This window comes from Aeromonas sp. XH (genome assembly GCF_033348475.1).
GTDB classification, from domain to species: domain Bacteria; phylum Pseudomonadota; class Gammaproteobacteria; order Enterobacterales; family Aeromonadaceae; genus Aeromonas; species Aeromonas sanarellii.
In genome coordinates, this window is record NZ_CP137630.1 from 595,505 (window position 1) to 615,638 (window position 20,134).

23 protein-coding genes are annotated in these 20,134 nt (G+C 66.0%); 16 read left to right on the forward strand and 7 right to left on the reverse strand.

Annotated elements, in window-relative coordinates:
- Window position 1: 1 nt before the first annotated feature.
- From exeF to exeN, 10 genes are all read left to right on the forward strand, one after another.
- Entirely contained in the window at window positions 2-1,222 is a 1,221-nt protein-coding gene (gene exeF, locus R2B70_RS02835) for a GspF family T2SS innner membrane protein variant ExeF (RefSeq protein WP_042075903.1), read from the forward strand.
- A 91-nt stretch (window positions 1,223-1,313) separates the two neighbouring features.
- Window positions 1,314-1,742 (forward strand): GspG family T2SS major pseudopilin variant ExeG, encoded by a 429-nt coding sequence (exeG, locus tag R2B70_RS02840; RefSeq protein ID WP_216991036.1) that lies wholly within the window; start codon window positions 1,314-1,316, stop codon window positions 1,740-1,742.
- Window positions 1,743-1,789: 47 nt separating this feature from the next.
- Entirely contained in the window at window positions 1,790-1,909 is a 120-nt protein-coding gene (locus R2B70_RS02845) for a prepilin-type N-terminal cleavage/methylation domain-containing protein (RefSeq protein ID WP_084202620.1), read from the forward strand.
- Window positions 1,906-2,457, forward strand: a complete 552-nt coding sequence (gene exeH / locus R2B70_RS02850) for a GspH family T2SS minor pseudopilin variant ExeH (protein WP_042075900.1) — start codon at window positions 1,906-1,908, stop codon at window positions 2,455-2,457. The genes R2B70_RS02845 and exeH overlap by 4 nt, the downstream gene beginning before the upstream one ends.
- A 74-nt stretch (window positions 2,458-2,531) precedes the next feature.
- Entirely contained in the window at window positions 2,532-2,876 is a 345-nt protein-coding gene (exeI, locus tag R2B70_RS02855; RefSeq protein ID WP_209794007.1) for a type II secretion system minor pseudopilin GspI, read from the forward strand.
- Window positions 2,873-3,508 carry a GspJ family T2SS minor pseudopilin variant ExeJ gene (gene exeJ / locus R2B70_RS02860; RefSeq protein ID WP_318162584.1) on the forward strand — a complete coding sequence of 212 codons (636 nt, stop codon included), beginning with the start codon at window positions 2,873-2,875 and terminating at the stop codon, window positions 3,506-3,508. The genes exeI and exeJ overlap by 4 nt, the downstream gene beginning before the upstream one ends.
- Window positions 3,498-4,508 carry a GspK family T2SS minor pseudopilin variant ExeK gene (gene exeK, locus R2B70_RS02865; protein WP_318162585.1) on the forward strand — a complete coding sequence of 337 codons (1,011 nt, stop codon included), beginning with the start codon at window positions 3,498-3,500 and terminating at the stop codon, window positions 4,506-4,508. Before exeJ ends, exeK begins: the two co-directional genes overlap by 11 nt.
- 112 nt (window positions 4,509-4,620) lie before the next feature.
- Window positions 4,621-5,805 (forward strand): GspL family type II secretion system protein ExeL, encoded by a 1,185-nt coding sequence (exeL, locus tag R2B70_RS02870; protein WP_318162586.1) that lies wholly within the window; start codon window positions 4,621-4,623, stop codon window positions 5,803-5,805.
- Complete coding sequence (gene exeM / locus R2B70_RS02875; protein ID WP_209794011.1) at window positions 5,802-6,293, forward strand: GspM family type II secretion system protein ExeM; 492 nt, start codon at window positions 5,802-5,804, stop codon at window positions 6,291-6,293. The genes exeL and exeM overlap by 4 nt, the downstream gene beginning before the upstream one ends.
- Window positions 6,290-7,048 carry a GspN family type II secretion system protein ExeN gene (exeN, locus tag R2B70_RS02880; RefSeq protein WP_318162587.1) on the forward strand — a complete coding sequence of 253 codons (759 nt, stop codon included), beginning with the start codon at window positions 6,290-6,292 and terminating at the stop codon, window positions 7,046-7,048. Before exeM ends, exeN begins: the two co-directional genes overlap by 4 nt.
- A gap of 59 nt (window positions 7,049-7,107) precedes the next feature.
- On the opposite strand, the gene R2B70_RS02885 is transcribed toward exeN, so the two are convergent.
- Complete coding sequence (locus R2B70_RS02885; RefSeq protein WP_412055156.1) at window positions 7,108-7,923, reverse strand: helix-turn-helix transcriptional regulator; 816 nt, start codon at window positions 7,921-7,923, stop codon at window positions 7,108-7,110.
- A 145-nt stretch (window positions 7,924-8,068) separates the two neighbouring features.
- Here R2B70_RS02885 and tyrS point away from each other — a divergent pair, with 145 nt between their 5' ends.
- Window positions 8,069-9,337, forward strand: coding sequence for a tyrosine--tRNA ligase (tyrS, locus tag R2B70_RS02890; RefSeq protein WP_318162588.1), 1,269 nt, complete (start codon window positions 8,069-8,071; stop codon window positions 9,335-9,337).
- A gap of 115 nt (window positions 9,338-9,452) precedes the next feature.
- Here tyrS and yrfG read toward each other — a convergent pair whose 3' ends face one another.
- Window positions 9,453-10,121, reverse strand: a complete 669-nt coding sequence (gene yrfG / locus R2B70_RS02895; protein WP_318162589.1) for a GMP/IMP nucleotidase — start codon at window positions 10,119-10,121, stop codon at window positions 9,453-9,455.
- A gap of 147 nt (window positions 10,122-10,268) precedes the next feature.
- On the opposite strand from yrfG, the gene nudE reads away from it, so the two are divergent.
- The 3 genes from nudE (at window position 10,269) to R2B70_RS02910 (ending at window position 13,413) form a co-directional block, all read left to right on the forward strand.
- Window positions 10,269-10,877 (forward strand): ADP compounds hydrolase NudE, encoded by a 609-nt coding sequence (gene nudE, locus R2B70_RS02900; RefSeq protein WP_161646606.1) that lies wholly within the window; start codon window positions 10,269-10,271, stop codon window positions 10,875-10,877.
- A 43-nt stretch (window positions 10,878-10,920) separates the two neighbouring features.
- Window positions 10,921-11,733, forward strand: coding sequence for a 3'(2'),5'-bisphosphate nucleotidase CysQ (gene cysQ / locus R2B70_RS02905; RefSeq protein WP_161646607.1), 813 nt, complete (start codon window positions 10,921-10,923; stop codon window positions 11,731-11,733).
- A 411-nt stretch (window positions 11,734-12,144) separates the two neighbouring features.
- Entirely contained in the window at window positions 12,145-13,413 is a 1,269-nt protein-coding gene (locus tag R2B70_RS02910) for an aromatic amino acid transport family protein (RefSeq protein WP_318162590.1), read from the forward strand.
- A gap of 82 nt (window positions 13,414-13,495) precedes the next feature.
- Here the strand turns inward: R2B70_RS02910 and R2B70_RS02915 are convergent, their stop codons facing one another.
- The 3 genes from R2B70_RS02915 to metJ form a co-directional block, all read right to left on the reverse strand.
- Window positions 13,496-13,834 carry a tRNA-binding protein gene (locus R2B70_RS02915; RefSeq protein WP_201933046.1) on the reverse strand — a complete coding sequence of 113 codons (339 nt, stop codon included), beginning with the start codon at window positions 13,832-13,834 and terminating at the stop codon, window positions 13,496-13,498.
- 84 nt (window positions 13,835-13,918) lie between these two features.
- On the reverse strand, window positions 13,919-14,677 hold the full coding sequence (locus R2B70_RS02920) for an AraC family transcriptional regulator (RefSeq protein ID WP_318162591.1): 759 nt from the start codon (window positions 14,675-14,677) through the stop codon (window positions 13,919-13,921).
- Window positions 14,678-14,712: 35 nt separating this feature from the next.
- Window positions 14,713-15,036: a met regulon transcriptional regulator MetJ gene (metJ, locus tag R2B70_RS02925; RefSeq protein WP_005327165.1), complete on the reverse strand. Its 324-nt coding sequence runs from the start codon at window positions 15,034-15,036 to the stop codon at window positions 14,713-14,715.
- 222 nt (window positions 15,037-15,258) lie between these two features.
- Between metJ and metB the strand changes: the two genes are divergently transcribed.
- Window positions 15,259-16,437: a cystathionine gamma-synthase gene (gene metB, locus R2B70_RS02930; protein ID WP_318162592.1), complete on the forward strand. Its 1,179-nt coding sequence runs from the start codon at window positions 15,259-15,261 to the stop codon at window positions 16,435-16,437.
- Window positions 16,437-18,890: a bifunctional aspartate kinase/homoserine dehydrogenase II gene (locus R2B70_RS02935; RefSeq protein WP_318162593.1), complete on the forward strand. Its 2,454-nt coding sequence runs from the start codon at window positions 16,437-16,439 to the stop codon at window positions 18,888-18,890. Before metB ends, R2B70_RS02935 begins: the two co-directional genes overlap by 1 nt.
- A 67-nt stretch (window positions 18,891-18,957) precedes the next feature.
- Here the strand turns inward: R2B70_RS02935 and R2B70_RS02940 are convergent, their stop codons facing one another.
- Both R2B70_RS02940 and R2B70_RS02945 read right to left on the reverse strand, forming a co-directional pair.
- The gene (locus tag R2B70_RS02940; protein WP_223924184.1) at window positions 18,958-19,647 is read right to left on the reverse strand and encodes an LrgB family protein; all 690 of its coding nucleotides are present in this window, start codon (window positions 19,645-19,647) and stop codon (window positions 18,958-18,960) included.
- The gene (locus R2B70_RS02945) at window positions 19,640-20,041 is read right to left on the reverse strand and encodes a CidA/LrgA family protein (RefSeq protein WP_223924182.1); all 402 of its coding nucleotides are present in this window, start codon (window positions 20,039-20,041) and stop codon (window positions 19,640-19,642) included. The genes R2B70_RS02940 and R2B70_RS02945 overlap by 8 nt, the downstream gene beginning before the upstream one ends.
- Window positions 20,042-20,134 lie beyond the last annotated feature (93 nt).

Below are 20,134 nucleotides of genomic sequence, written 5' to 3' on the forward strand. Positions count from 1 at the left end.
GATGGCGGCGTTCGAATACAAGGCCCTCGACCCCAGGGGCAGGCAGAAATCCGGGGTGATGGAGGGGGACTCCGCCCGCCAGGTGCGCCAGCTGCTGCGCGAACAGGGCTTGACGCCTCTCGAGGTGAACGAGACCACAGAAAAGGCGAAGCGCGAGGCGAACCGCTTCGTGCTGTTGCGCCGCGGCGCCAGCACCGCCGAGCTGGCCCTCATCACCCGCCAGCTGGCGACCCTGGTGGGGGCCGGGCTCACCATAGAGGAGGCGCTCAAGGCCGTCGCCGAGCAGTGCGAGAAGGCCCACCTGCGCAGCCTGGTGGCCACGGTGCGCAGCAAGGTGGTGGAGGGCTATTCCCTTGCCGATTCGCTCGGGGCCTTCCCTCACGTGTTCGACCAGCTGTTCCGCTCCATGGTGGCGGCCGGCGAGAAGTCCGGTCACCTGGAGAAGGTGCTGAACCGGCTCGCCGACTACACGGAGCAGCGCCAGCACATGCGCACCAAGCTGCTGCAGGCGATGATCTATCCCATAGTCCTCACCCTGGTGGCGATCGGCGTCATCTCCATACTGCTCACCGCCGTGGTACCCAAGGTGGTGGCCCAGTTCGAGCACATGGGCCAGCAACTGCCGGGCACCACCCGCTTCCTCATCGGCACCAGCGAGCTGCTGCAGCACTACGGCCTCTGGTTCCTGCTGCTGCTCGGCCTCGCTGCTCTGGTCTGGCGCTGGTGGCTGACCGACGACAAGCGTCGCCGTCACTGGCATCAGGTCATCCTGCGCCTGCCGGTGATAGGCCGGGTCAGCCGGGGGCTCAACACAGCCCGCTTCGCCCGCACCCTGAGCATCCTCAACGCCAGTGCCGTGCCCCTGCTGGAAGGGATGAAGATCTCGGGGGAGGTGCTCTCCAACGACTACGCCCGCATGCGTATCGGTGAGGCCACCGAGCGGGTGCGGGAGGGGACCAGCCTGCGCAAGGCGCTGGATGAAACCAGAATTTTTCCGCCCATGATGCTGCACATGATCGCCTCAGGCGAGCAGAGCGGCGAGCTCGACAGCATGCTGGAGCGGGCGGCGGACAACCAGGACAGGGAGTTCGAGACCCAGGTGAACATAGCACTCGGGGTGTTCGAACCCATGCTGGTGGTCTCCATGGCCGGGGTGGTGCTCTTTATCGTGATGTCGATACTGCAGCCGATCCTGGAGCTCAACAACATGGTGAATTTATGAGGCTTAGGCGTTCGAGGGCCGGCTGGCCGTCGAACCCATGGATCACTTTCTGATGGCCCGCGCCATCTCATTCGTTAGGGAGTAAGTAGTAATGCACAGTCGTCATCGCGGTTTTACCCTGCTGGAAGTCATGGTGGTCATCGTGATCCTCGGGATCCTGGCCAGCCTGGTGGTCCCCAACCTGATGGGCAACAAGGAGAAGGCGGATCAGCAGAAAGCCGTCTCCGACATAGTGGCGCTGGAAAACGCCCTGGACATGTACAAGCTGGACAACAACCGCTACCCGACCACGGAGCAGGGTCTGGATGCCCTGGTCAACAAGCCGACCGCATCTCCCGAGCCGCGCAGCTACCGGGACGGGGGCTACATCAAGCGCCTGCCGCAGGACCCCTGGGGCAACCAGTACCAGCTGCTGAGCCCGGGCCAGTTCGGCAAGATCGACATCTTCAGCATGGGGATGGACGGGGAAGCCGGGACCGATGACGACATCGGCAACTGGAACCTGAAGGATTTCCAATAAGTGATCCCGCCGCGTCGCGCTCACCCCGTCACCCCGGAGCTGCCTGAATGAAGGTGGCCTCCTCTGCCCGTCGCCAGTCCGGCTTCACCCTGCTGGAGGTGTTGCTGGTCGCCATGTTGATGGGACGGCTCGAGGCTACCGCCATGCAGTTGGGGCTGGCGCCATGAAGCATAGTCGCCATGCCGGTTTTACCCTGCTGGAAGTTCTGCTGGTGGCCATGCTGATGGGGCTGGTGGCCACTGCCGTCACCCTCAGCATGGGGGGCGCCAGGGGGGATCGGGAACTGGACAAGCAGGCGCGCCGCTTCATGGCGACCCTGCAGCAGGCGCAGGAGTATTCGGTGATGGATGGCCGGCTGCTGGGGCTGAGGGTCGAGGAGAACGGCTGGCAGTTCATGTCCCGCGCGGCCAAGGATCGCAAGTGGCAGGCGCTGACTGGGGACAAGCTGCTGGGGCCGGTGCAGCTGCCGGAGGGGATGACCCTGGCGGTGGAGCTGGAAGGCTTCAACTGGCGTACCGAGTCGGACGAGCGCCAGGAACAGGGCCGTGCCGAAGAGGAGCGCACGCCCCAGATCTTCGTCTTCCCGGGGGGGGAGCTCACCCCCTTCGTGCTGACCCTGAGCCAGCAGGACGAGGACCTGGAGTACCTGCGCACCGTCAGGGGGGACGAGTTCGGTCGCCTCTCCCTGTTGCAGGATGAAGAGGAAGAAGAGTGAGGGGCACCAGGCACACAGGCGGCGTTCGGGTTTGCCGCACCTCTCTGGCGGGTGGCCCCGGCAGGGGGCGCGGCATGACGCTGCTGGAGGTCATGGTGGCCCTGGCGGTGTTCGCCATCGCCGGGCTGGCGGTGATGAAGACCGCCAGCGAGCACCTCTCCGGCCTCAATTATCTGGAGCAGAAGACCCTGGCGACCTGGGTGGTGGAGAATCAGCTGGTGCAGCAGAGGCTCGAGGGCAAGTGGCCGGGAGACAGCTGGGTGGAAGGGGACGAGGAGATGGCCGGACAGACCTGGTACTGGCGCTATCGCGGTGTCGCCACGGCGGACAGCAACTTCAGGGCGCTGGACATGGAAGTGCGCACCGCGCCCAAGGCAGAGAGCCCGGTGGCCATGATCCGGACCTATCTCAGCCGATGAGCAACACCCGCCCTTCCTACCACAGTGGCTTTACCCTGCTGGAGATGCTGGTGGCCATCGCCATCTTCGCCACTCTGAGCCTGGGAGCCTATCAGGTGCTGCAAGGGGTGCTGACCAGCGACGAGGTGGCCAAGCGCAAGGAGGCCCGCCTCTCCGAATTGCAACTCGCCTTCAGCCTGCTGGAGCGGGACGTCACCCAGATGGTGCCGCGCAGCGGTCGCATCGACGGCGAGAACAACAAGGTGCTGCTGGCGGCATCGCGCTTCGGCCAGCAGAGCGACGACTGGGGCATGGCCTTCACTCGCGGTGGCTGGCTCAATCCGGATGGCATGCTGCCGCGTTCCGGACTGCAACGGGTGGGCTGGCGGCTCAAGGGGCAGACCCTGGAGCGGCTGAGCTACCTCTATCCGGATCCGGCCATCGGGACCGAGCCGCGCATCCAGCCCGTGCTGACCGGGGTGACGGCGCTGCGGCTCTACTTCTACGACAGGGGGCAGTGGAAGGAGGAGTGGACCCAGCGCGACCTGCTGCCCTACGGGCTGGCGGTGGAGCTGGAGCTGGAGGATTACGGCATCATACGTCGCCAGTTCCTGATAGGGGCCGGTGGCCAGAGGGCCGAGAATGGCGGTTAGACCAATGACAGGCCCCGCCAGGCAGGGGGGCATGGCTCTGCTGGTGGTGCTGCTCATCCTGTCGGTGATGGTGATCGTCGCCAGCAACATGAGCGGCAGGTTGCAGCTGGAATTGCGGCGTACCGCCAACCTCACCCTGGGCAAGCAGGCCTGGTGGTATGCCATGTCGGCGGAGGCGCTGGTGATCAAGGCGCTGAACCAGGACTACAAGGATGATCCGGACCGGGTGAGCCTGGGACAGCACTGGGCGCGGGAGGACGGGGTCTTCCCGGTGGAGGATGGCACCCTGTCCGGCCGGGTGCGGGATCTGCAATCCTGCTTCAACCTCAACAGCCTGAGCGTGCCCCTCAGGGATGGGGAGAACGGCGACGATCTCGAGTCCCAGCCCTACCAGTTCAAGGCGTTCCGCGCCCTGCTGGCCCAGCTCGAGGTTGACGAGTACGAGGCGGTGCAGTTGACGGACGCCATCCGGGACTGGACCGACAAGGATACCCAGCTGGTCTCGAGCAACGGGGCCGAGGATGCCTACTACGAGGGGCTCAATCCCCCCTATCTGGTGGCGAACCAGCGGATGCTGGGTACGGACGAATTGCGGGCCGTGCGCGGGGTGAGCGGTGCGCTCTACGCGAGGCTCGCCCCCTATGTGTGCGCCCTGCCCAACGACAAGCTGGTGGTGAACATCAACACCATCAAGCCGGAGCAGGCGGCCCTGCTGGTGGGGCTCTACCAGGGCAGGATATCCCTCGACGATGCCAGACAGGTGCTGACCAACAGGCCCAGGAAGGGGTGGAAGAACAAGCAGGAGATGACGGAGCAGTTCCAGGTCCAGCCGGGTGCCATCACCGGGCTCGACGGGGCCCTGGACATCAAGAGCAGCTTCTTCGAGGCCCATCTGCTGGCGGAGGTGGGGGAGACCCGGGCCAGGCTCGAGACCGTCTTCCAGCGTGGCAAGGACAACAAGCTGGTGATGCTGCGCCGCCTGAGCGGCGGCGCCGAATGACAGGGAGAGGACGGGACAGACCCGTCCGTCCCGCCCCTTATCCAGATTGCAGCCCAAGGCTGCGACCCCGCCCGGCGACCTTATGCCGGCGGGCATGGCAGGAGAATGATTTGTGAGCGAGAGTCTGGTCATCCGTCTGGGGACCCATGCACAGCAGCCGGTGCACTGGCTGGTGTGGTCGACGCAGGAGCAGGAGATCATCGCCTCCGGCACCCTGGCCTCGGCCCATGCCCTCGGCGAGCTGCAGGAGCGTGCCGGCGGTCGCCCCGTGGTGACCCTGGTGCCCGGCAGCGATCTTATCTTCCGGCGGGTCAGCCTGCCGGGCAAATACAGCCGCCAGAGTGCGGCGGCCCTGCCCTATCTGCTGGAGGAGCAGATCGCCTCCGACGTGGACGAGCTGCACCTGGTGGTGCTGGGCCATCAGGGTCAGGACGTGGATCTGATGGCGGTAGACAGGGCGAAGATGCAGACCTGGCTCGACTGGTTGCAGCAGGCGGGGCTCAAGACCCTGCAGCTGCTGCCGGACGTGTTGGCGCTGCCGCTGGCCGACGATGGCTGGTCCGCCCTGCAACTGGGTGAGGAGTGGCTGGTTCGCCAGGGGCCCCGTCAGGGCATAGTGGCGGAGGAGTCCCTGCTGGCCATGCTGCTGGCGGCCCAGCCCGAGCCCGTCACCCTCCACAGTCATACCCCCATCCCCGCCATGGCGGCCGGCAACTGGCAGGCGGCCGATCCCGAACTGCCCATGCTGCTGCTGGCGAAAGGGGCGCTCGCCTGTCAGGCCAACCTGCTGCAGGGGGCCTATCGTCCCCAGACCGAATACGCCCGCTACTGGTTGCAGTGGCGCAAGGTGGCCCTGCTGGCGGGGGGGCTGCTGCTGGTGGCCCTGGCCCAGCGCGGCGTGCACCTCTATCAGCTGGCGGAGCAGGACAAGGCCCTCAAGGCGGAGATCCGGCAGGTCTACACCCGGATCTTCCCGGGGGAGAGCCGCATCGTCAACGTGCGCAGCCAGATGACCCAGCACCTCAAGTCCCTGGGGCAGGCTCCCCAGGACGGCGTCCTGTTGCTCCTGACCGAGCTGGCCCCGGTGTTTGCCGAGGTGCCCGGCCTCAAGCCCGAGGTGCTGCGCTTCGATGCAGCCCGGGGCGAGCTGAGGTTGCAGGTGACGGCCCCCGGCTTCACCGAGATCGAGCGTTTCCGCGAGCTGGCGGGCAAGCGCTTCGAGGTGCAGCAGGGTGAGGTGCGAAGCACCGAAGGCAAGGTCGAAGGGGCGCTGGTGCTCAAGGGGAGATCGTCATGATGGACAAACTGCAAGGCTGGTGGCGCGGCATCAGCGGCCGCGAGCAGCGGCTGGTGGCGGTGGGGGGCAGCGTGCTGCTCATCGGCCTCTTCTATTGGGCCATTTGGCAGCCCGTGGCCAGCCGCATCGCCGAGCGGGAGCGGCAGGTGGTGAACCAGCAGCAGACCCTGGCCTGGCTCAAGGAGAAAGGACAGGAGGTGCTGGCGATGCAGGGTGGCCAGGGCCGCCAGATCGATACCAGCGGCACTCTGGACGGGGTAGTGAACCGCACCGCTTTCAACCAGAAGATCAAGATTGCCCGGCTGCAGCCCCAGGGGCAGGAGCTGCAGGTGTGGATAGACACTGTGCCGTTCGACGATCTGCTGATCTGGCTCGCGACCCTCTCCGATCAGTACGGCGTCCAGGTGCAGATCATCGAGGTGGCCCGCGAGGGGCTGGCGCCCGGGCTGGTCAAGGTCAGACGTTTGCAGTTGAGTCGTTCCCAATGAAGCGAAAAATAGTGATCGCCAGCCTCTTCCTGCTGGCCTATCTCGGTTTCCTGCTGGCCCAGTTGCCCGCATCCCTGGTGGTGCACCACCTGCCACTCCCCCCTAACCTGGTGCGGCTGGAGGGGGTGAGCGGCACCCTCTGGAGCGGTCAGGTCGCCCGTCTGCAATACGCAAGCGAGTCGCTGACCCAGGTGCGCTGGGAGCTGAACGGCTGGTCTCTGCTGCGCCTGGCGCCCGAGGTCTCGGTCCGCTTTGGCGAGCGTGGCGGCCTCAACGGTCAGGGGGTGGTCGGCTGGAGCGGCACCGCCTTCGGCCGCGACATTACCCTGAATGCGCCGGCCTCCTGGGTGTTGGGGCGGGTGCCGATGAGGCCGCCCTTCCCCCTGACGGCGGGGGGCCAGCTGCAGCTCAAGATCGATCAGTTTGCCCAGGGTAATCCCTGGTGCGACAACCTCTACGGCGACCTCCACTGGTATGAGGCGCAGGCGGACACTCCGGCGGGCAAGCTGGCGCTGGGGGATCCCGAGATCAAGCTGACCTGCCTCGACTCCCGGCTGGTGGCCGAGATCAAGCAGGGCTCGGAGGCGGTGCAGGTGCTGGGCAAGCTGGAGCTGCAGGCCAATCGCCAGTACCTGTTCCAGGGCACCCTCAAACCCGGGCCCGATCTGCCGGACCAGATGAAGCAGGGACTCCCCTTCCTCGGCCAGCCCGATGGTCAGGGGCGTTTCCCGCTGCGCTATCAGGGTCGCATCTGACGGCTGTGACGGTTGTTTTGGCACTATGAACACCACCCCGCCCTGGCGGGGTGGTGTCGTTATGGGGCCGTGCCGCTTGGCACCGTGATCAGGTGGTTGAGAAAGAAGTGGAACAGTTCGGCCCGGGAGCGCAGGTGCAGCTTGGCGTAGAGGTGCTTGCGGTGATTCTTTACCGTACCGCTGCCAATGCCGAGCTCGGCGGCAATGGCCTCGGTGTCCAGCCCCTGCAGCAGCAGGCCCGCCACCTGGCGCTCCCGCCGGGTGAGGCTCTCGCTCCCCAGACTGGCGATGGCCTGCGCCACCGTCTCCTTGAGGTCGACGCCACCCGGCAGGGACGGGCTCAGCGCCAGCCGCGGCGTCTCCTCTCGCCAATGCTGGCGGCACAGGGAGTGCACCAGCGGAAACAACGCCTCCAGCCGGGCCAGCTCGTCCCGGCCGAGGGAACTGCGCTTGTCGAGCCGCCCCAGAAACAGCATCAGGGTCAAGCCGGCGCGCACCGGCAGGATCAGCCCCACCTCCTCCTGCCAGCCGGTGGCCTGGTAGAAGTGGTGGCGATACTCGGGGTCCAGCCGCCCCCGCGATACTTGTGCCAGGGTCCAGACCCCGGCACCCAGCCCCTGCTCCAGTGCTTGCATAAAGGGATCCCGGCTGAAGTGGCGGGTGAGGTAGCGGTCGAACAGCAGGGCTCGCTGGTGGTGCAGGTTGTCGTAGAGGTAGACGGGGCGCAGCCCCACCCCAAGCAGCAGGGCGCAGTCGAATGCCACCTGCTGCTGGATGAGGTGCACCAGGGCCGCCGGGAAGCCGCTGCCGTGCAGGGCATCGACGGCGGCGGTCAGGCTTGGGGTCAGGGTATCCGTGGCAGGAGACAGGGGCATGGCGATGGGCTCCGGGTGGCTGGGCTGGCTACCCACTATGGCCGGATGCTAGCACGGGAGTGACAAAACTGTCCCCCAGGGGACATATTCGGTGCAGGCCAGAGCGGCGAATATGTGGGCTTTTCCCCTGCTGTTGGAGTCTTCCATGATCAATCCCCATCTGCTCGACGAGCTCACCCGACGCGGCCTGGTGGCCCAGAATTCCGACCCGGCGGCGCTGGCCGATCATCTCACCACCCCGCGCACCGTCTACTGCGGGTTCGATCCCACCGCCGGCAGCCTGCACATCGGCCATCTGGTGCCGCTCCTGATGCTGCGCCGCTTTCAGCTGGCGGGTCACACCCCGGTGGCGCTGGTGGGGGGCGCCACCGGCCTTATCGGCGATCCCAGCTTCAAGGCGACCGAGCGCAACCTCAACAGCACCGAGACGGTGCAGGGCTGGGTGACCAGCCTGTCGGCCCAGATAAGAGCGCTGCTGCCGGCGAGCGAAGGGCTGGCGGCGCCGCGGCTGGTGAACAACGCCGACTGGATGGGGCAGATGTCGGCCCTCGACTTTCTGCGGGACATCGGCAAGCACTTCTCGGTCAACGCCATGCTGGCCCGGGAATCGGTGCGCCAGCGCCTCGCCCGCCCGGATCAGGGCATCTCCTTTACCGAATTCTCCTACGCCCTGCTGCAATCCCAGGACTTCGCCGTGCTCAACCAGCGCCTCGGCTGCACCCTGCAGATCGGCGGCAACGACCAGTGGGGCAACATCACCAGCGGCATGGATCTCACCCGCCGGCTCCATCAGGCGCAGGTCTATGGCATGACGCTGCCGCTCATCACCAAGGCGGACGGCACCAAGTTCGGCAAGACCGAGGGGGGCGCAATCTGGCTGGACCCGGCGCTCACCTCCTCCTACGCCTTCTACCAGTTCTGGCTCGGCACCGCGGACGAGGATGTCTACCGCTTCCTGCGCTACTACAGCTTTATGCCGCTGGCCGAGATCGCCGCGCTGGAGGCGGAGGATGCCAAGCGGCAGGGGCGCAAGCTGGCCCAGCAGGTGCTGGCGGACGAGTTGACCGAGCTGGTACACGGCAAGGGGGCGCTGGCGGCGGTGCGGCGCATCCGCGAATTGCTGTTCAGGGGCGAGGTAGCACGCCTTGGGGAAAGCGATCTCGCCCAGCTGGCGCAGGATGGCCTGCCTTGCAGTCACATCGCGGGGGAGAGGGATCTGGTGACCCTGCTGGTGGAGAGCGGTCTGGCGAATTCCAGGCGCATCGCCCGGGAGCTGCTGGCGGCGGGGGCCGTCAGCGTCAACGGCGAGATCTGCCAGGATGAGCGGTTGGGGGTGGAGGAGCGGCTGTTCGGCCGCTACCTGCTGCTGCGCCGGGGCAAGAAGCAGTATCGGCTGGTGGCGTGGCGGGGCTGAGTCGACCCGGGATCGACAAGGGCTGCCCTGGCAGCCCTTTTGTTTGCCCGCTGGGTCGGCGGTAGCTATCCGGCGTAGTTGCGGAGCATAACGGGGAAGGCGGTGAGCCTTGGCCTCACACGGTCAGCGGCAATAACTCGGCGTAGTCGCGGATCGCGGGGAAGGCGGTGATGCGCTGCTCGGGCTGGCAACTGTCCGGGTTCTGGATGGCGAGCTGGTAGCCGATGCCGTAGTCGGCGGCGGCGCGCAGGATCCGCTCGCTGTCATCCACGAACAGGGTGCGGGGCGGGTCGAAGGCCAGCCGTTCGGCGAGTGCCTGCCAGCAGTGCTGGCTCTCCTTGGACCAGCCGAGATCGTGGGTGCTCACCATGAGATCGAGGTGCTCGGCGAGGCCGAGGTGCGCATCCTTGACCGACAGGCTGGCGGGATGGGCATTGGTGAAGAGCACCAGCCGCTTGCCCGCCACCCGCAGTGCGGCCAGGAAGGGGAGGACGTGGGGCCGCCACTGGATCTTCGCCAGGATCTCCTGCTTGAGGGCGCGGATGTCGAGCCCCAGGGTCCGTGTCCAGTAATCGACGCAGTACCAGTCGAGGGTGCCGCTGACCGCGTGATAGTGCGCCTCGATCTGCGCCCTGGCCTCGGCCAGCGGCAGGCCGAGCCGCTCGGCGTAGCGTTCCGGCACCAGGGTCTGCCAGAGGTGGGTGTCAAAATGCAGGTCGATCAGGGTGCCATCCATATCGAGCAAAACGGTATCTATCTGGTGCCAGGGCAGGGGAGTCGACATGGGGCCTCGCGATGTCTGTGGGGGAGGGGAAAAACGGGGGGGCATTATAACGGATTTTTCGGGCATCTTTCCCGCCCTTGCCCCGTGGTGTTCACCCGGGGAGTCGTTTACTCTTGAAACACGATTTTTAACGAGCAGTCAGCCCCGATGAGCGATCCCCACAAGCGCAACCCCGTGCACCTCAGTGCCGAGACCATGGCGCACGACAAGAGCAAGCCCGAGATCCTCAAGGCCGAGATCGTGGCCGAGAGCCGCTTGTTCAAGGTGGAGTCCCTCCACCTGAAATTCTCCAACGGCGAGGAGCGGGTCTACGAACGGATGCGCGGCGGCAACCGGGGGGCCGTCATGGTTGTGCCCCTGTTCGATGCCCATACCCTGCTGCTGGTGCGCGAGTACGCGGCGGGCACCCACTCCTACGAGCTGGGCTTTCCCAAGGGGCTGATCGATCCGGGGGAGAGCGCCATCGAGGCGGGCAACCGGGAGCTGATGGAGGAGGCGGGCTTCGGGGCGAGCAGCCTGACCCTGCTCAAGCAGGTGTCGCTGGCGCCGGGGTATTTTTCCAGCCGGATGGACATCCTGCTGGCGTGGGATCTCTACCCCGAGCAGCGGGTCGGCGACGAGCCCGAGCCCCTGGAGGTGATCCCCTGGCCCCTCAACCGGATCGACGAATTGCTGGCGCGACCCGACTTCAGCGAGTCGCGCAGCATCAGTGCCCTGCTGCTGGCCCAACGTTGGCTGGCGGAGCAGCAGGATTAGCCCGTTCAGGGCGGTTAGGCAATCAGAGATAGAGGGAAGCACCATGCAGGAGTTGTTGGCCTGGATACCTGAGGTCAAGGCGATCGCCCGCGAAGCGGGGCGGATCCTTCACGAGATCTACCGTGGCGGTCAGTTCGAGCGCCAGTTGAAGGAGGATGCGACCCCGGTCACCAGTGCCGATCTTGCCGCCGACGCCTACCTCAAACAGGCGTTGTCGGCGCTCACTCCCCATGTGCCCGTGCTGACCGAAGAGGCGGCTGACATCCCCTTCAGCCAGCGTGCGAACTGGCGCCAGTACTGGCTGGTGGATCCCCTCGACGGCACCGGCGAGTTCATCGCCGGCAGCGGTGACTTCGCCACCCTGATCGCCCTGGTACGGGACAATGTGCCCGTGCTCGGGGTCATCTATGCCCCCGAGTCGGACCTGCTCTACTGGGCGGTGCGCGGCCACGGCGCCTTCAAGGAGGCGAATGGCGAGGTGCGCCCCATCAGCGCCATGCACCATGAACACGATCAGCCCGACTCCCTGGTGGTGGCCATCAGCCGCCGCCAGAAGCTGGAGACCCTGACCCGCCGCCTCAACCCGGCCATTCACTACGAGCTGATCCCGCTCGGCTCCAGCTCCCTCAAGTCCTGCCTGGTGGCGGAAGGTGTGGCGGATTGCTACGTGCGCCTGGGCCCCACCGGGGAGTGGGACACCGCCGCCGCCCAGTGCATCGTGGAGGCGGCGGGGGGCCGCATCCTCAGCCTGGCGCTGCAACCGCTGAGCTACAACGAGACGGAGTCGCTGGAGAACCCGGACTTCATCGTGATGGGGGACCCGGATCTCGCCTGGGGACGCATTCTGGCCCACTGACGGGTCGACAATCTCGTTGGGAATGCAATCAGGCGACCACAGGGTCGCCTGATTGCATTGGCGTGATCCACTGGATGGTCATGGGGATTTCAGGAAGATTCGCTAGTGATGGCGATAACGGCAGTGGATCATCACATCCAATCTGGCTGCACTGGCATAAGTTTCAGTTAATTCTGAAAACATACACTTCATCAAAATAAAAAATCGACACTGGTTTTAATTTTGGTTTTATATTCTTTATTTTTAGTTAATGTCGGGATTAATTGAATAATCCGGGTTGGAATTCCCTCCCAATCTCACTGGTGGATCAGGGCTTTGCCAGTGAGATCTGCCAGACTCCATTTTTGAGAATTAAATGCTAAAGGAGCACAATGTTTTTAGGTTTTAATACTACATAAAAGTGATTTATCGATGAGTTTATCTGCAGAGGTCTCGCGGGAGCTGTCCGGTTCCCCCTCCACCATGGCCAGCACCGGCTGGCGTCGCCACGATACCCACTGGGTCATCAGCCTGTTCGGCACCGCCGTCGGCGCCGGCATCCTGTTCCTGCCCATCAACCTGGGTCTGGGGGGGATCTGGCCCCTCGTCATCGTCGCCGTGCTGGCTGGCCCCATGACCTTCCTGGCCCACCGCGGGCTGGCGCGCTTCGTGCTCTCGTCGTCGCGCCCCCAGGCCGACTTCACCGAGGTGGCCGAGGAGCACTTCGGCAAGATGGCCGGGCGCCTCATCTCGGCGCTCTATTTCCTCTCCATCTTCCCGATCCTGCTCATCTACGGCGTCGGGCTGACCAACACGGTGGAGAGCTTCATGGTCAATCAGCTCGGTATGGCCTCCCCGGATCGGGTGATGCTCTCCGGCGTGCTGGTGTTCGCCATGATCGCCGTGATGCTGGCCGGCGAGAAGGCGATGCTGCGGGCCTTCGCCGTCATGGTCTACCCGCTGGCGGCGATCCTGCTGGCCCTCTCCTACTACCTCATTCCCCAGTGGCAGTGGCCGGAAATGACCGCCTTTGAAGGAACGGGCTTCTTCAACACCGTCTGGCTGGCGCTGCCGGTCACCGTCTTCGCCTTCAGCCATGCCGCCGCCATCTCGGGCTTTGCCAACGTGCAGCGCCGGGAATACGGCGAGCAGGCGGAGGCCAAGAGCGGCCTGATCCTGCGCAACACCACCGTCATGCTGGTGGGCTTCGTGCTGTTCTTCGTCTTCTCCTGCGTGCTGAGCCTCTCCCCGGCCCAGCTGGCCGAGGCCAAGGCCCAGAACGTCTCGGTGCTCTCCTATCTCGCCAACATCACCGACAACCCGGTGATCGTGACCCTGGGGCCGCTCATCGCCTTTATCGCCATCAGCTCCTCCTTCCTCGGCCACTTCCTCGGCGCCCGCGAGAGCCTGAAAAGCCTGATCGCCAAGCCCACCGGCCTGTCGCTGGCCAGGGCGGACAAGCTCGGCATCGCCCTGATGTTCTTCGCCATCTGGGGCGCCGCCGTCATCAACCCGGGCATTCTGGGGCTGATGGAGACCCTCTCCGGCCCCGTCATCGCCATGATCCTCTTCATCATGCCGGTGGTGGCCATCTACAGGGTGGAGGCGCTGGCCCGCTTCCGTCACCGTTGGGTCAACGGTTTCATCCTGCTGACCGGCGCCCTGGCGGTCTCTGCCCTGCTGTTCAGCCTGCTGAAATAAGCGTGCCAGTCAGCATCAAGGAAGAGAGGCGACCCCGGGGTCGCCTCTCTTGCCTCTGCTCTCTGGTTGCCTTGCCGTCGTCTCACCCCAGCTTGGCGCCGTTCTCCACCGCCTGTTCGGGGATGGCGATCACCACGGCGCCGTCCGGCCGGTAGAAGCCGGTCAGCAGAAACTCCGACTGGATGGGGCCTATCTGCTTGGGGGGAAAGTTCACCACGGCGACGATCTGGCGCCCCACCAGATCCTGTGGCCGATAGAGGTCGGTGATCTGGGCGCTGCTCTTACGCACCCCAAGCTCGGGGCCGAAATCCGCCCACACCTTGTAGGCGGGGCGGCGCGCCTCTGGGAAGGGTTCGACCCGCACCAAGGTGCCCACCCTGAGCTCCACCATCTCGAAATCCTGCCAGTTTATGGTCTGCATCTTGGCTCCTCGTTGCCCATACCTTGCATGAGCCTCAGCATGCCTCGAATGCCCGGGGATTGTCTTCGGCAAAGAGCCGACCGGTTACGGCAGGCGGCCGTTTTGCTGGCGCCAGAGGGAAGGGGTCAGTCCGGTCTCGGCCAGGAAGCGCTCGGCAAAGGCCCCCTGATTCTGGTAGCCGCAGCGGCTGGCCACCTCGCCTATGGGCAGGGCGGTCTGGGTCAGCAGGGTGCGGGCCAGCGCCATGCGCCGCGTCCTGAGGTAGTGGGAGACGCTCATGCCCACCTGCTGGCGAAAGGCGTGCTTGAACTGGCTCTGGCCGAGGCAGGCGATGGCGGCGAGCCGCTCGTTGGTGAGGGGGTCTGCGAGGTGGGCTTCCATATGGCGCTGCACCTTGGCGATACGAGGGGCGATGCGGGGGGCGACGGCGGGGCCCAGGTCGCGTCCCTCGGTCAGCAGCCCGAGCCACACCTGATCCATGCCGGTTACGTGGCGCCCCTCGGCCACCATGCGGTGCAGGAAGGCGAGGTAGTGGCGCTGGGCGTCATCCAGCTCGACGAAGGGGTGATCCCCCAGGGCCTCCGGCAGCCAGTGGCTCTCCTGCACCAGAAACGCGTGCACCGGGTCGGCGGCGTAGTCGTGGCGAAGGCCGGGGGCGATGATGCAGGCAAAACCCGGGGCGAGGCGGCGCCCCTGGCCCTGCACCTCGATCTCGAGGGGGCCGTCCAGGGGGATCACCAGCTGGGCATGGTCGTGGCTGTGGCTCTGCATGTCGCTCTGGTAGTGACGCAGGCTGAAAGGGGAGGCGGCAGATAAGCATGACGCGGCACCGGGCCGCGTCATCGAAGGGAAAGCATCGTTTGCCATGGGCAGCCGGATCACTCGGCGTCGAAGTCTTCGATTTCCTTGCCCAGTGCTTCCATGATGGCGCGGGCCTCGGCGGGGACGCTGTCCGGGTGATCCTTGCGCAGATCGTCGTCGCAGGGCAGCGGCTGGCCGGTGAAGGCGTGCAGGAAGGCTTCGCAGAGCAGCTCGCTGTTGGTCGCATGACGCAGGTTGTTCACCTGGCGACGGGTGCGCTCATCGGTCAACACCTTCAGCACCTTGAGCGGGATCGAGACGGTTATCTTCTTGACCTGTTCGCTCTTCTTGCCGTGCTCTGCATAGGGGCTGACGTAGTCGCCGTTCCACTCTGTACCCATGTTCCACCTGTAGTCGTTTGGCCGTGAGCGCGGATTTTAACCCTTAAGGATCTCAATGGCAATCCAACGGCAAAGCCATTTAGACGTCTAGAAGTGTTGACGGCTTTTTTAAGCTGGCGTAGTGTGGAGCACCATGGGCCGGCAGTCCGGCCAGCGAAAATGAGAGCGGGCCGGGGGCGTGACGAGACGGCCCGGCTCCGGCAACCCATCAAGGAGAGTGACATGACCCACAAGGCCACCCTGGCGGTACGCACCGGGATTGAGACAGACCAGCAGCACGGTGCCGTGGTGCCCCCCATCTACCTCTCCAGCAACTACACCTTTGCCGACTTTGGCGAGCCTCGTCAATACGACTATGCCCGCTCCGGCAACCCGACCCGCACCAATCTGGCGGACGCCCTGGCGGCGCTGGAAGGGGGCGCCGGCGCCGTGGTGACCGGCACCGGCATGGGGGCCGTTCACCTGGTGACCACGGCCCTGCTCAAGGCGGGGGATCTGCTGATCGCCCCCCACGACTGCTACGGCGGTACCTGGCGCTTGTTCGAGTATCTGGCGGCCAAGGGCCACTACCAGGTGCAGTTCGTGGATCAGGGGGACGAGGCGGCGCTGGCCGCCGCGCTCTCGCAGAAGCCCGCACTGGTGTGGGTGGAGACCCCCTCCAACCCGCTGCTGCGGGTGGTGGACATCGCCGCCATCGCCGAGGCCTCCCACGCGGCGGGCGCCCAGGTGGTGGTGGACAACACCTTCCTCTCCCCCTTGCTGCAACAGCCCCTGGCCCTCGGCGCCGACGTGGTGGTCCACTCCACCACCAAGTACATCAACGGCCATTCCGACGTGGTGGGGGGCGTGGCGATCGCGAAGGAGCCCGCGCTGGCCGACTCCCTGGTGTGGTGGGCCAACTGCCTGGGGCTTACCTCCGGCGCCTTTGACTCCTACCTCACCCTGCGCGGGTTGCGCACCCTGGCCCCGCGCCTGCGCACCCATCAGGAGAACACGGACCGCATCCTCGCCTTCCTGCAGCAGCAGCCCCTGGTCAAGCGCATCTATCACCCCAGCCTGCCGAGCCATCCGGGCCACGAGATTGCGCGCCGTCAACAGTCCGGTTTCGGCGCCATGCTAAGTTTTGAGCTCGATTGCAACGAGGCGGGGCTGCGCGCCTTCCTCGCGGCGTTGCGCCTCTTCTCGGTGGCGGAGTCCCTCGGCGGGGTGGAGAGCCTGGTGGCCCACCCGGCCAGCATGACCCACAGGGCCATGACCCCGGCGGCCCAGCAGGCGGCGGGCATCAGCGCCCAGTTGCTGCGCCTCTCGGTCGGCATCGAACACGGTGAGGATCTGGTGGCCGATCTGGCCCAGGGCTTTGAACAGGCGCAGTTGGCACAACAGGCAGAACAGGTGAAGTAATGGAACAACAACAAGGAGAGTGTGTGGTGGCGACAGAGGCAGTCTTCAAGCGGCGCCATGTGCACAAGTTCGGCGGCAGCAGCCTGGCGGATCCGGTCTGCTATCGCCGGGTCGCCGCCATCATAGAGCAGCAGGCGGGTGGTCATGAGCTGGTGGTGGTCTCCGCCGCCGGCAAGACCACCAACCGGCTGATCCAGCTGGTGGAGCTGGCCGAGGCGGGGGACGAGGCCGCAGGGGAAGCCATCACGGCCCTGCACGCCTACCAGCAGAGCCTGATCGACGGCCTGCTGGAGGGGGAGCTGCTGCTCTCTCTCAGCCAGCAGCTGGCGGATGACATGCAGCTCATCGCCAAGACCCTGGAGGGGCAGTTCGACCGCTTCGAGCGCAACGGCCTGCTCGCCTTTGGCGAGGTGTGGTCGGCGCGCCTCTTGGCCGCCCTGCTCACCAGCCGGGGGGAGCTGGCCGCCTGGCTCGATGCCCGCAGCTTCCTGCGCGCCGAGGACGGCGCTCTGGTCAAGGTGGATACCGCCCTCTCCAGCGAGCTGCTCAAGGCGCGGCTGGCGGAGCATCCCGGCCGCATAGTCGTGACCGGCTTCATCGCCGCCGACATGGAGGGGCGCTCCCTGCTGCTCGGGCGCAACGGCTCCGACTACAGCGCCAGCCTGCTGGCGGCGCTGGCGGACGGCGAGTCCACCACCATCTGGAGCGACGTGGCCGGGGTCTACAGTGCCGACCCGCGCCGGGTGAAGGAGGCTCGCCTGCTGGAGCGGCTGAGCCTGGCTGAAGCCAACGAGCTGGCGCGGCTCGGCTCCTCGGTGCTCCATTCCCGCACCCTGCAGCCGGTGGCCGACAGCCGCCAGCGCCTCACCCTGCGCTGCAGCTACAACCCGGATGAGGGCTGCACCCACATCCTGCGCCGGGCTCCACGCTCCGGCGGCGCCCGCATCGTCTCCTCGGTGGATCAGATCGCCCTCATCGAGCTCAAGGTGCTGCCGCAGACCCATTTCGATCAGACGGTGGCGGCCATCGAGGCCCATCTGGCCCGCCACCGCCTCCATCCGCTCACCCTGCAGCGCCAGCCGGATCGCCGGGTGCTGCGCCTCGCCTACACCCTCGAAGTGGCGGAGGGAGCCTTCGAGGTGCTGCGGGACTTCCAGTTGCAGGGCAACTTCACCGGCCTCATCCAGAAGGAGGGGTTCAGCCTGGTGGCCCTGGTGGGAGCCGGCGTCACCGACAACGCCGAACAGTGCCACCGCTTCTACCAGCTGCTGGCGGATCAGCCCCTGGAGTTCGTCCAGGTGGCCAAGGATGGCCTGAGCCTGGTGGCCGTGCTGCGCCAGATCGTGCTGGAGCCGCTGCTCATCGCCCTGCACAGCGCCCTGTTCAGCCGTCCCACCCGGGTCGGACTGGTGGTGTTCGGCAAGGGCAACATCGGCGGTCACTGGCTGGGGCTCTACGCCCGCGAGAAGGCGCGCCTCGAGCACGAGCTCAATCTGGCGCTCACCCTCTACGGGGTGTTCAGCTCGGAAGGGGGGTTGCTGGACGAAGAGGGGCTGGACCCGCTCAAGGTGCAGGACAACTTCGCCCCCAAACCGCTGATCTGGCCGGAGCTCTTGTCCCAGCTGGAGCAGCACGGCTTCGACGCCCTGATTGCGCTGGATCTCACCGCCAGCGAGACGGTGAGCCGCTACTACCCGGACTTCGCCCAGCTCGGCATCCACATCATCGCCGCCAACAAGTTTGCCGGCGCCGCCGACAGCGAGTTCTACCAGCGCATCAAGCAGACTTGCCGCGACCACCAGGTGCAGTGGCGCTACAACGCCACCGTGGGGGCCGGCCTGCCCATCCAGTCCAGCATCCAGATGTTGCGTCAGAGCGGCGATCGCATCCAGGGGGTCTCCGGCATCTTCTCCGGTACCCTCTCCTGGCTGTTCCAGCAGTATGACGGCACTCGCCCCTTCTCCGAGCTGGTGGACGAGGCCTGGCAGCACGGCCTGACCGAGCCGGATCCCCGGGAGGATCTCTCCGGTCAGGATGTGCGCCGCAAGCTGCTCATCCTGGCGCGGGAGGCGGGCTTCGAGCTCGACTCCGCCGACATCGAGCTGGAGAACCTGGTGCCGGTGGCCCTGCGCAAGGTGAGTGCGGATCAGTTCATGGACAGGCTCAAGGAGCTGGATGATCCCATCCTGACCGCCTTCGAGGGGGCGCGCCGGGTCGGCAAGGTGCTGCGCTACGTCGCCCGCTTCGAGCACGACGGCAAGGCCCGCGTCGGGCTGGAGGCGCTGGAGCCCCACCACCCGTTCGCGAACCTCTTGCCCTGCGACAACGTGTTCGCCATCGAGAGCGACAGCTATCGCACCAACCCCCTGGTCATCCAGGGGCCGGGGGCGGGTCGCGAGGTGACTGCGGCGGCCATTCAGTACGATCTCTGGCAGATCTGCGCCAGCCTCTGAGGCTGCATGACACGACGCAATGAGAAGAGGCGCCCCTGGGCGCCTCTTCTGCTATCGGGTGGCGGGGTTACCAGAACAGCCGCCCCAGCAGGGGGGCGAGCAGCACGGTGGCCATGCCGGCGATCATCATCACCATGCTGGAGACCACCCCCTCCTCGTTGCCCATCTGATAAGCCTTGGCGGTGCCGGCGCCGTGGGCCGAGGCGCCGAAGCCCGCCCCCTTGCCAAGGCGGCTGCGGATGGCGAGCACGGTGAGCACGCTCTCCCCCACCGCCATGCCGATCACCCCGGTCAGCACCACGAACAGGGCGGTGAGATCGGCGTTGCCGCCCACGGCACGGGTCGCCTCCACCGCGAAGGGGGTGGTGATGGATCTCATGGCCATGCTGCGCTGCAACAGCTCGGAGAGGTTGAGCCAGCGGGCCAGCAGCACCGTGCTGCCCACCGCCATCACCACCGAGGCCACGACCCCCACCGACAGGGAGAGCCAGTGGCGGCGCATCAGCCGGCGGTTCTCGTAGACGGGCACCGCGAAGGCGACGGTGGCCGGGCCCAGCAGCCAGAGCAGCCAGCGGGACTCGGCCATGTAGTCCCGGTAGGGGATGTGGAACAGCATCACCACGGCCACCAGCAGGGTCGGGGCCAGCAGCAGGGGCATCAGGGGCAGGATGCGCTTCCTGCCATAGAGCCACTTGCTGGCGTAGTAGAACAGCAGGGTGAGGGCGAAGCAGAGCAGGCCGAGCAGGGTGTCAGACATGGCGGCGACTCCGGCGGGCCAGTCTCAGTTCGAGGCGATAGACCCTGTCCACCACCAGGGCCGTGGTGCCGAGCACCAGCACCGTGCTGACGACCAGCACCACCATGATGCGCCACCCCTCCTGCAGCAGCAGCTCCTGATAGTTGACCACGGCCACCACGGCGGGCACGAAGAACAGCAGCATCTCCGCCAGCAGCCAGCGGGCCCCGGCACTGAACCACTGGGCCTTGACCACCCCGAGCAGGATGCAGACCAGCAGCAGCAACATGCCGGTGAGGTTGGCGGGCAGCGGCAGGTGCAAGGTGCGCACCGCGATGTCGGCCAGCAACCAGATGGCCGCCAGCAGGGCGATTTGGAAGGGGGTTTGCAACCAGCGAAGGCAGAGGGTTTTCATGGCGAGCGTCTTTCTGTGAACCTGGTCACAGTATAGAGAGGGCCAAAACCTGCAAAAAATGAATTTAAATTATCAAATTCATGCCAAAGAGGC

Coding starts and splice junctions, on each gene's coding strand:
- exeF (WP_042075903.1), top strand. CDS start 2: ATGGCGGCGTTCGAATACAAGGCCCTCGACCCCAGGGGCAGGCAGAAA.
- exeG (WP_216991036.1), top strand. CDS start 1,314: ATGCACAGTCGTCATCGCGGTTTTACCCTGCTGGAAGTCATGGTGGTC.
- R2B70_RS02845 (WP_084202620.1), top strand. CDS start 1,790: ATGAAGGTGGCCTCCTCTGCCCGTCGCCAGTCCGGCTTCACCCTGCTG.
- exeH (WP_042075900.1), top strand. CDS start 1,906: ATGAAGCATAGTCGCCATGCCGGTTTTACCCTGCTGGAAGTTCTGCTG.
- exeI (WP_209794007.1), top strand. CDS start 2,532: ATGACGCTGCTGGAGGTCATGGTGGCCCTGGCGGTGTTCGCCATCGCC.
- exeJ (WP_318162584.1), top strand. CDS start 2,873: ATGAGCAACACCCGCCCTTCCTACCACAGTGGCTTTACCCTGCTGGAG.
- exeK (WP_318162585.1), top strand. CDS start 3,498: ATGGCGGTTAGACCAATGACAGGCCCCGCCAGGCAGGGGGGCATGGCT.
- exeM (WP_209794011.1), top strand. CDS start 5,802: ATGATGGACAAACTGCAAGGCTGGTGGCGCGGCATCAGCGGCCGCGAG.
- exeN (WP_318162587.1), top strand. CDS start 6,290: ATGAAGCGAAAAATAGTGATCGCCAGCCTCTTCCTGCTGGCCTATCTC.
- R2B70_RS02885 (WP_412055156.1), bottom strand. CDS start 7,923: ATGCCCCTGTCTCCTGCCACGGATACCCTGACCCCAAGCCTGACCGCC.
- tyrS (WP_318162588.1), top strand. CDS start 8,069: ATGATCAATCCCCATCTGCTCGACGAGCTCACCCGACGCGGCCTGGTG.
- yrfG (WP_318162589.1), bottom strand. CDS start 10,121: ATGTCGACTCCCCTGCCCTGGCACCAGATAGATACCGTTTTGCTCGAT.
- nudE (WP_161646606.1), top strand. CDS start 10,269: ATGAGCGATCCCCACAAGCGCAACCCCGTGCACCTCAGTGCCGAGACC.
- cysQ (WP_161646607.1), top strand. CDS start 10,921: ATGCAGGAGTTGTTGGCCTGGATACCTGAGGTCAAGGCGATCGCCCGC.
- R2B70_RS02910 (WP_318162590.1), top strand. CDS start 12,145: ATGAGTTTATCTGCAGAGGTCTCGCGGGAGCTGTCCGGTTCCCCCTCC.
- R2B70_RS02915 (WP_201933046.1), bottom strand. CDS start 13,834: ATGCAGACCATAAACTGGCAGGATTTCGAGATGGTGGAGCTCAGGGTG.
- R2B70_RS02920 (WP_318162591.1), bottom strand. CDS start 14,677: ATGACGCGGCCCGGTGCCGCGTCATGCTTATCTGCCGCCTCCCCTTTC.
- metJ (WP_005327165.1), bottom strand. CDS start 15,036: ATGGGTACAGAGTGGAACGGCGACTACGTCAGCCCCTATGCAGAGCAC.
- metB (WP_318162592.1), top strand. CDS start 15,259: ATGACCCACAAGGCCACCCTGGCGGTACGCACCGGGATTGAGACAGAC.
- R2B70_RS02935 (WP_318162593.1), top strand. CDS start 16,437: ATGGAACAACAACAAGGAGAGTGTGTGGTGGCGACAGAGGCAGTCTTC.
- R2B70_RS02940 (WP_223924184.1), bottom strand. CDS start 19,647: ATGTCTGACACCCTGCTCGGCCTGCTCTGCTTCGCCCTCACCCTGCTG.
- R2B70_RS02945 (WP_223924182.1), bottom strand. CDS start 20,041: ATGAAAACCCTCTGCCTTCGCTGGTTGCAAACCCCCTTCCAAATCGCC.